The organism is Klebsiella sp. MS 92-3 (assembly GCF_000195655.1).
Classification (GTDB): domain Bacteria; phylum Pseudomonadota; class Gammaproteobacteria; order Enterobacterales; family Enterobacteriaceae; genus Klebsiella; species Klebsiella pneumoniae.
In genome coordinates this window covers 75,666-81,606 of the sequence record NZ_GL882869.1, presented here as the reverse complement: position 1 = coordinate 81,606, position 5,941 = coordinate 75,666, and the positions used below count along the sequence as shown (strand labels likewise).

Genomic DNA, 5,941 nt, shown 5'->3' with positions numbered 1-5,941 from the left:
CCCCCCCCCCCCCCCTGGCAGTATTTTTTTATTTCCAGCAGACCAGGCAGTAATTTTTCTTACCGCGACGCAGCAAGGTGTAGCGGCCAAACAGGCGATCGCTGTCACTGAATACATATTCCGGGTCGGCCTGTTTTTCGCCGTTGATGGTCACCGCGTTAGAGGCAACGGTTTTACGCGCCTGACCGCGGGACGGCTGCAGCTCGGAATCAACCAGCGCCTGCAGCAGATCGGCGCCTTTTTCCATTTCGATCATCGGCACGCCATCCTGGGCCAGCTGTTCGAAGTCTGCTTCGCTCAGGTCGCTCAGGTTACCGTTGAACAGGCTTTCGGTAATGCGCTTCGCCGCTTCCAGGCCTTCTTCGCCGTGAACAAGGCGCGTCACCTGCTCTGCCAGCACGTACTGGGCGCGCGGCGCTTTACCGCTGTTTTTGTCTTCTTCTTCCAGGGCATTGATCTCCGCAATGTCCATAAAGGTGAAGAATTTGAGGAAGCGATAGACATCAGCATCCGCGGTGTTAATCCAGAACTGGTAGAATTTGTACGGACTGGTTTTCTTCGGATCCAGCCACACGGCGCCGCCTTCGGTTTTACCGAATTTGGTGCCGTCCGCTTTGGTGATCAGCGGTACGGTCAGGCCAAACACCTGGTTCTGATGCAGACGACGGGTCAGATCGATGCCGGAGGTGATGTTGCCCCACTGGTCAGAGCCGCCGATCTGCAGCGCCACGCCGTGCAGCTTGTTCAGGCAGGCAAAGTCGTAACCCTGCAGCAGATTGTAAGAGAACTCGGTAAAGGAGATACCCTGATCGTCACGATTCAGACGCTGCTTCACCGCTTCTTTGTTGATCATCTGGTTAACAGAGAAGTGTTTACCGATATCGCGCAGGAAGGTCAGCACGTTCATGCTGCCAAACCAGTCATAGTTATTCGCCGCGATCGCCGAGTTGTCGCCGCAGTCAAAATCAAGGAACGGAGCCACCTGTTTGCGGATTTTATCCACCCACTCCTGCACGGTATCCTCGGTGTTTAGTTTACGCTCAGCGGCTTTGAAGCTTGGGTCGCCAATCAGACCGGTTGCGCCGCCCACCAGCGCCACAGGTTTATGACCTGCCTGCTGGAAGCGTTTCAGGCATAACAATGGAACAAGATGCCCCAAATGCAAGCTGTCAGCGGTAGGATCGAAGCCGCAATAGAGCGCGATCGGGCCTTGCGCCAGTCGCTCTGCTAACGCTTCCTCGTCCGTCACCTGGGCTACCAGCCCCCGCTCTTGCAATTGTTTAATCAAGTTACTGCTTGCCATCAAATTCTCCATGTATAAACGACTGCACCTCTGCCGGTACACGACTTTTCGCCAGATGCGAAAAGTACATAGAATAAAGCGCCGGCCCTTTCAGCGCCAGCGCTTCGATAACTAATTTCGGCGTTTACGGCGCCAGACGGTCTATTTTCCAGGCGCCGCTATCGCGCTGGTATAAAAAGCGATCGTGCAGACGGTGTTCTCCCCCCTGCCAGAACTCCATCTGCTCAATGCTGACGCGGAATCCGCCCCAGAAGCTCGGCAACGGCACTTCACCCTGCTGGAACTTCTGCTTCAGCTCGAGGAATTTGCTTTCGAGGATGCCGCGGGCTGAGATCCGGCTCGACTGCTTCGAGACCCAGGCGCCAATCTGGCTGTCGCGCGGACGGCTGTGGAAATATTTGACCACTTCCAGCGTCGACAGACGCTCCGCTTTGCCGATTACCATCACCTGGCGCTCCAGCATATGCCACGGGAAAAGCAGGCTGACCTGCGGGTTGTTTTCAATTTGATGCGCTTTACGGCTGCCAAGGTTGGTATAAAACACCAACCCTTTTTCGTCGTAGTGCTTCAGCAGCACAATGCGCTGGTAGGGCTGGCCGCGCTCATCGACGGTGGCGACCACCATGGCCGTTGGGTCGGCAAGTTTCGCATCGCAGGCCTGACGCAGCCAGCGTTCAAACAGCGGCAGGGGTTCAGCAGGAAGATCGTGGCGACGCAAACCGCCACGGGTGTATTCACGGCGCAAATGCGCAATTTGCTGGAGTTCGTCGTTATCAGACATGGCCATTGAGGATGTAGTCATAAGGTGGCGTTATTGTGCGCCCCCCGGACAGAAATCTCAACGTTTGGCCGTCTGCAGCTGACAGTTATCAAGGACGATGCGGTCGCGCTTATAGACGGTGGCGGTATCGCCTTTTGACCAGAACACATAGACGCCGTCGGTGTAGCGCGCCCCGGAAGCCGACAGCCCCTCAGACAGGTTCAGTTGCTGATTATCATAGATAAAACTGACCTGCTGGCGTGCGTTATTGCGATGGACCGTCAATGGTTTCTGGTCGCATTGATACTCCAGCGTGTCCGTCTGCATCCGCTCGACAAACTGGTTGTAGTAGCTACAGCCCGCCAGCATAAAAGGTACAACTGCGATAAGAATTTTTTTCATTCGTTTGCCTTCGACTTTCCCGGTCACGGCGGGCACTCCGCCCTCCGCTTAACTTGTCCAGTTTACCGGTCGCATCGTATTTAAGATTTCAGTTAACTCCGATTCTGCGGCGGGTTAGCCGGAAAAATGGCGCCCAGCACCGAGGCTTCGCTGGCGCCGGTCACGGAGGGCAGATTGCCCGGCAGACCAGCCAGCGTTCGCCAGGCCAGCCAGGCAAAGGCCAGCGCTTCCATATCATCGCCGCTGATCCCCGCCTCATCGGTGGTGGAGACCTCGGTTCCCGGCAGCAGCGCCGCCAGGCGCGCCATTAACAAGGGGTTACGCGCGCCGCCGCCGCACACTAACAAACGCTCGCAGCCGCCGCTTAACAATACCTGCTCACTGATGGTGACGGCGGTCAATTCCGCAAGCGTAGCCTGAACATCCTCCCCGCGTAGCCCCGGATAGCGGGCCATATGCTGCTCCAGCCAGCCGTAATTGAAATATTCCCGACCGGTGCTTTTTGGCGCCGGCAAGGCAAACCACGGATCGCTCAGCATGTCCTGCAGCAGCGGCAGCAGCACTTTACCTTCGCTAGCCCATTGGGCGTCCTTGTCGTACGGTTTGCCCTTCTGGCGCCAGATCCAGGCGTCCAGCAACATATTTCCCGGCCCGGTATCATAGCCGCGCACCGGCTGCCCTGGCGCCAGCAGCGACACATTAGCGATCCCGCCGATATTGAGCACCATACGTCGCTCAACGGGGTGGGCCAGCAGCGCATGATGAAAAGCCGGCACCAGCGGCGCTCCCTGCCCGCCTAGCGCCATATCCCGGCGACGAAAATCCCCCACTACGGTTATCCCGGTGTGGGCGGCGATCTGGTTGTTGTCACCAATTTGCAGGGTATGCGGAGCCTCTCCCTGCGGTTCATGCCATACGGTCTGTCCATGGCAGCCGATGGCGATGACGTCGGTGGGTTTGAGACTTTCCTGGCGCATCAGCGCCAGTACGGCATCGGCAAACAGCCGTCCCAGACGGGTGTCCAGACGACCTAGCTGCGAAAGGGTCAGCGACTGCCCCTGGCAAATCGCCAGAATCTCTTCTTTTATCGCGTGTGGAATGGGCCAGGTGAGACTAGCCTGCTGCGCCACCATGTTTTCAGTAATGGTGGCCAAAACGACATCGATACCATCCAGGCTGGTACCAGACATAACGCCAATAAAGCGACCCGATCTCATACGTTTTCCTTCATTCCATGACCCTTGTATGCCCTTCACTCCATCATAAAGTGTCGGTTAATGCTATGTTGTACTAATACTTTTTAACAATAGAGCGACAAATCAGAGAACATCGTAAAGAACCGGCGTTTAGTTGAGGTTGAAGCACCAGTGTTTATTATTTTTTGTATAGTCCAGGGAGAACCTATGCCCGCCGACGACTAAATGCCATATAATTAACCGTATGGACGTTCAATTGAACACCTTCGGTGAACAGGAGATTCATAAATGATTTTACGTGTTTTGGCTGTATCGATGATTGGTTTTACGCTCGCAGGCTGCGTGAGCAGCAGCGGCCTGTCCGGCGACGTTTATTCCGCATCTGAAGCCAAACAGGTGCAGAGCGTGACTTACGGTACTATCGTGCATACGCGCGCCGTACAGATCCAGAGCGGCGACGATAGCAATGCCATCGGGGCCATTGGCGGTGCGGTACTGGGCGGGTTCCTTGGAAACACCATCGGCGGCGGTACCGGACGCTCTCTGGCTACGGCGGCAGGTGCGGTCGCGGGCGGCGTAGCCGGTCAGGGCGTTCAGGGCGCGATGAATAAAACGCAGGGCGTTGAACTGGAAATCCGTAAGGACGATGGCAATACCATTATGGTAGTGCAGAAACAGGGCAGCACTCCGTTCTCCGTTGGTCAGCGCGTGGCCATTGCCGGCAGCGGCAGCCAGGTCACCGTCTCTCCGCGATAATCTCCCTTACGATGCGGCCGGTTGCGCCGCATCGTATTTTTCAGCCACGTTTATTTCGCCGTAATAAATTCGTAGTAACCATCAGACATCTTTATTTTAATATTCCATGAATCATTGCGCCTGCGCAATATCTTATCTGCCCGCCCCTATTACCCTCAAGAACGTAAATTAGCCCTGGCGACTCATCGTCGCTGCCGTTGCCTTTTATGTGGAATATTGCCTATGCCCGAACATGTGCATCATATCGTTAAACGTCTAATCCTTTATATTTGCATTTGTTTACTGGCCGGGATTGGCATTTCCGGGATGACTGCGTTTTTTCATACCAGCTTCAGTAGTACTTCCTCAATATTATTTCCGCTGCTGACCAGTTTCCTGATGGTTTTTCATATTACCATTGCCTGTTTTATGGGCATGAAATACTGGAGCAGCAAGCGGCGTCTGTACCTTACTCCAGTCTCTTTCGGGTTTGCCTGCTCAGCGCTGCTGATGCTTGGCACGCTCAGCAGCTATCCGGACTGGCTTACCTGCAATCCGGCCCCGGTCGTTAATCAAAATGACGCCGTTATTTATTATTTCTTCCGCAATATAATGATGGCTGTGTTATTCATGTCATCTATTATTTTGTACTATTTTCGCCAGCGCATCATGCATTCGTGGAAAGCACACGTTCTTACATTTACAGCATGTATACTTTTTACGTTGACCATTATTGTTTTATCATGGCTATACTCCAGCCATTCGCCGTGGCTGAGCGTCAATTTTATCGACGATCTGAGCCATACCTTTACCCCGTTGTGGCAAAGTATTATCGGCTGGCTGCTGATGGCAGTTTGGTTCATCACGCTGATTTTATTAATTAGCTTGAGTAAACTGCGTAATATTTTTTGGTTCAGCGGCGCTTTTTTTTGCAGCGCTTATTTGTTCACGCTTTTCCAGCTGCTCTCCACCGCAGGGGAGCTGGATCAGACCTGGTACCAGGCGCGTTTTTTCGAAACGCTATGCACCTTGTTCCTGATTCTGGTGCTACTGGTTGACGTCTTTATCCTCTATCGCGAGTCTAACCACAAATATGTCCATTCGTATCAGAATTCGATCCGCGACCCGTTGACCCGCCTCTACAACCGCAGCTTTTTCTACGACACTCTTAACCAACAGCTGGCGAAGGTGAATGCCCAGCATCCGCTGTCGGTGCTCATCAGCGACCTCGACCATTTCAAACGCATCAACGATAGCTACGGCCATGTCGCCGGCGACAAAGTGATCCAGTTCGCCGCCTCGGTGCTGGAAAGCCATTCGCGGGTAGATGACGCCGCCGCACGCATCGGCGGTGAGGAATTTGCTCTGCTGCTGGTCAACACCGGTGAAAAAGAAGCGCAAGCGATCGCCGAGCGTATCCGCCTGGCGGTCAGTGCCGGGGAGAGCCATTTACCGGAGCGAATGACCATCAGCATGGGGGTGTATACCACCTACGACAATAGCGTGACAGCGGAAGCGTGCGTTCAGCGCGCGGACGAAGCCATG

6 protein-coding genes are annotated in these 5,941 nt (G+C 54.6%); 2 read left to right on the top strand and 4 right to left on the bottom strand.

What is annotated here, in order from left to right:
- Nucleotides 1-28 precede the first annotated feature (28 nt).
- From tyrS to anmK, 4 genes are all read right to left on the bottom strand, one after another.
- Complete coding sequence (gene tyrS / locus HMPREF9538_RS01095) at nucleotides 29-1,303, bottom strand: tyrosine--tRNA ligase (RefSeq protein WP_002907740.1); 1,275 nt, start codon at nucleotides 1,301-1,303, stop codon at nucleotides 29-31.
- Between the two features lie 124 nt (nucleotides 1,304-1,427).
- Nucleotides 1,428-2,084 carry a pyridoxamine 5'-phosphate oxidase gene (gene pdxH / locus HMPREF9538_RS0128605; protein ID WP_002907742.1) on the bottom strand — a complete coding sequence of 219 codons (657 nt, stop codon included), beginning with the start codon at nucleotides 2,082-2,084 and terminating at the stop codon, nucleotides 1,428-1,430.
- Between the two features lie 57 nt (nucleotides 2,085-2,141).
- Nucleotides 2,142-2,465, bottom strand: coding sequence for a C-type lysozyme inhibitor (mliC, locus tag HMPREF9538_RS01100; protein WP_002907744.1), 324 nt, complete (start codon nucleotides 2,463-2,465; stop codon nucleotides 2,142-2,144).
- A 92-nt stretch (nucleotides 2,466-2,557) separates the two neighbouring features.
- Complete coding sequence (gene anmK / locus HMPREF9538_RS01105) at nucleotides 2,558-3,682, bottom strand: anhydro-N-acetylmuramic acid kinase (RefSeq protein ID WP_004143831.1); 1,125 nt, start codon at nucleotides 3,680-3,682, stop codon at nucleotides 2,558-2,560.
- Between the two features lie 267 nt (nucleotides 3,683-3,949).
- Between anmK and slyB the strand changes: the two genes are divergently transcribed.
- Entirely contained in the window at nucleotides 3,950-4,417 is a 468-nt protein-coding gene (slyB, locus tag HMPREF9538_RS01110) for an outer membrane lipoprotein SlyB (RefSeq protein ID WP_002907749.1), read from the top strand.
- 222 nt (nucleotides 4,418-4,639) lie between these two features.
- Nucleotides 4,640-5,941 (top strand): GGDEF domain-containing protein (locus HMPREF9538_RS01115; RefSeq protein ID WP_009486424.1); only part of this gene is annotated, 1,302 nt, incomplete at its 3' end.

Bases quoted from the DNA above. Each gene is read 5' to 3' on its own strand.
- tyrS (WP_002907740.1), bottom strand. From the start codon at position 1,303: ATGGCAAGCAGTAACTTGATTAAACAATTGCAAGAGCGGGGGCTGGTA.
- pdxH (WP_002907742.1), bottom strand. From the start codon at position 2,084: ATGTCTGATAACGACGAACTCCAGCAAATTGCGCATTTGCGCCGTGAA.
- mliC (WP_002907744.1), bottom strand. From the start codon at position 2,465: ATGAAAAAAATTCTTATCGCAGTTGTACCTTTTATGCTGGCGGGCTGT.
- anmK (WP_004143831.1), bottom strand. From the start codon at position 3,682: ATGAGATCGGGTCGCTTTATTGGCGTTATGTCTGGTACCAGCCTGGAT.
- slyB (WP_002907749.1), top strand. From the start codon at position 3,950: ATGATTTTACGTGTTTTGGCTGTATCGATGATTGGTTTTACGCTCGCA.